1 tRNA gene is annotated in these 256 nt (G+C 56.2%); it reads right to left on the bottom strand.

The annotated features are described in order from the left end of the window. Positions 1–26 precede the first annotated feature (26 nt). Positions 27–103, bottom strand: a tRNA-Met gene (locus tag AACW87_RS15955). Positions 104–256: the final 153 nt, after the last annotated feature.

The following is a 256-nucleotide window of genomic DNA, read 5'->3' as shown; positions in this document are numbered from 1 at the left end:
TCAGCCTCGCCATGAGCACAAATAGTTGGTTGCGGGGGCCAGATTTGAACTGACGACCTTCGGGTTATGAGCCCGACGAGCTACCGAGCTGCTCCACCCCGCGTCCGAATTGTACTGCCTTTATCACCGCACACTACCGAGCAGAAGTAGCGTGCTGTCTTTACACCCATCGCTTGGCATCAGCCTCGCCATGAGCACAAATAGTTGGTTGCGGGGGCCAGATTTGAACTGACGACCTTCGGGTTATGAGCCCGAC

This window comes from Aeromonas sp. MR7 (assembly GCF_963899385.1).
Lineage (GTDB): Bacteria > Pseudomonadota > Gammaproteobacteria > Enterobacterales > Aeromonadaceae > Aeromonas > Aeromonas bestiarum.
This window is presented reverse-complemented; position numbering and strand designations above follow the sequence as displayed.